The sequence below is a fragment of the Bacteroidia bacterium genome, assembly GCA_025056095.1.
In the GTDB taxonomy this organism is placed as follows: Bacteria; Bacteroidota; Bacteroidia; order JANWVE01; family JANWVE01; genus JANWVE01.
Map to the genome: position 1 here is coordinate 1 of JANWVW010000306.1, position 2302 is coordinate 2302.

Annotated in this window: 1 protein-coding gene; it reads right to left on the reverse strand. The window is 36.1% G+C overall.

Translation table 11 applies throughout. The annotated features are described in order from the left end of the window. Window positions 1-2237 (reverse strand): N-6 DNA methylase (locus NZ519_13665; protein MCS7029802.1); only part of this gene is annotated, 2237 nt, incomplete at its 3' end. Between the last annotated feature and the right edge of the window lie 65 nt (window positions 2238-2302).

The window sequence follows — 2302 nt, forward strand, 5'->3', positions numbered from 1 at the left end:
TTTTGAAATTCAGCTCTAAACTTTTTGAGTTTGAAAGTAGCGGTATCTTTTAGGTTGAATATCTGTCTTATTAAGTCATCATCATACTTTTTGCTTCGGTATTGGTACATTCTATTTTTTAGCGTTTCCTTATCCTCATCAATGGCAAATTCATCATGCCCAGTTACTACCCCAACGCTATTGACAGGAAAGATTTCATTTACCTTGACCCATGTATTATAGGACTCTATGCCTTCTGTATTTCTGGGAACAAAAAAGTACCACGGGCTTTCAGGTTTAATTAAGGTATAGTTTTTACGTCTGAAAGGTGTTTTTTCCAACCATTGATATTTTGTGTCTTTCAATCCAAATAAATCAGAGTGATAGACTTTGCATCCTTTTTTGTTTTTGTTTTTAATGAAAATTCCAATAGCTACCCCCTGTTTTATATCAAATACATTTTCATCTTTAGTCCCATTGGGAGTTGTTTCTTTTTTCAAAGCATTACCGTGTAAATCAAGAATATAGATTTGATTGAATGTTTTCATTAAACTTTGCCGCATTCCCCTGAATGTAGGGTTATCTAAATAACTATGATTAGTAATCATTGCTACAATACCCTGCCCTGCTTTTTCAACTTTCCATTGAGCAAAACGAAGAAATTTTACATAATCATCTTGAAGCCATTTCGGATTTTTTTCTTCTAGCGGTTTTCCATCTACTTCGTAGTAACTTTGTGCGCCGTCTATATTTTCTTTAAGAAGTCTTTCTGTCCATTTGTTGATATTAGCTGAAATGCCCGAATAAGGTGGATTGCCGATAATGACTAATATCGGTTCTTGTCGCTTTATTTTAGCAGCTAAGTTACTTTCCATACTCAAAGCGCTAAGCCCTGGAATTCGTGTTTGGGCAAGGTCTTCCATATCAAGGGTATTTGTCAAATACAGATTGAACCTATCCTCTTCCTCTAGCGTATAACCCAACTCTGTCAGTAAAAAACCAATTTTAATGTGTCCAATGGCATACGGCGCGACCATCAGTTCAAAAGCATAAAAGTTTTTAAGCAGTTGATTTTTAATGAACTTACTTTTACCCCCCTCACCATATTTTTGAGTAAACTCGTCTACTGCGACTTTGATAGCTTCTGCGGGAAAAGTTAAAGTACCCCCAGCAGGGTCAAGTAAGGTTACTTCTTTGCTGGCTAATCCATCGGCAAGGTTAAAGTTCGTTTTGAGAATATCATGTACGGCACGCACAATATATTTGACCACAGGTTCAGGGGTATAATATACACCTCTTTTTTCTCGGGTATCGGGGTCATATACATTGAGAAATGTCTCATAAAAATGAATAATGGGGTCCTCACCTTTGGCTTTTTGGTAATACTCGTGTAAAATTTTTGAAACATCAGCCATTTGTAAAACAGCCGCAATGTCATCAATTATCACTTCCATCTGGGGAGGGACTTTACCTAACGAAATAAAATGAAACAAATTTCTCAAAATTCCAATAGTTGGCGGGATTAAATCATAAACACCTTTTCTAGTAAACTCATTTTTTGCCCTTGTACGTGCCGCAAAAAGCCCATAGGTAAGGGTTTGCGCATATATATCGGCAAACTCTTTTTGCGTAAGATTGGCTATTAAATATTGTTTGAACGCTTCGTAAAAACCGAATATCTCCCCTTGTTTTTTTTCTTCCTCCGCAAGTTCTTTAGAAATAACTTCATCTCGTAAAAACCTTGTTCTCTTAGCCAATTCTATGGCAAGGTCTTCCGCAGTAAGAACTTGTGGAAAAGAGAAAGCAAAAAATTTTTCAATTAGTGTAGTAAACTTAACCTCATTTTCTACGGGTGGAACAGTTTTTAATTGTTGAGCAATAAAAGGTCTGGCTATGCAAACGCTATCTATTAGTTCCCCATTGCGGTACAATCGGAATTCATAAAAATCGGTCAAAATTAGATTAGGAAAGGTATAACGGTATCTTTGAAGTTGTTCAGAGGTTTCTATAAGGTCAAGGTTTTCGCCTGGCTTTTTGGCTTCAACGTAGCCAACGATATGTTGTCTTCCATCCCAAATACGAAAATCAGGGTTACCTGCTTCAGTTTTTTTAGGGAGAATTGTAATTTGTATATTACTTTTACCGATGCTGTTGGCAAAACTTTTTAAGAACTCTGCAAGATGGTGATAGTAACTCTCTTCTCGGGCATCTAGTTGTGCAGTTGTGTTAGCTATGCTATTTAGATACTCTTTTATCATAGGGTTTTGAAGAAACTTTTTACAAAATTAGAAATTGTGAGCGTTTCAAATGATAAGTTGTTTGT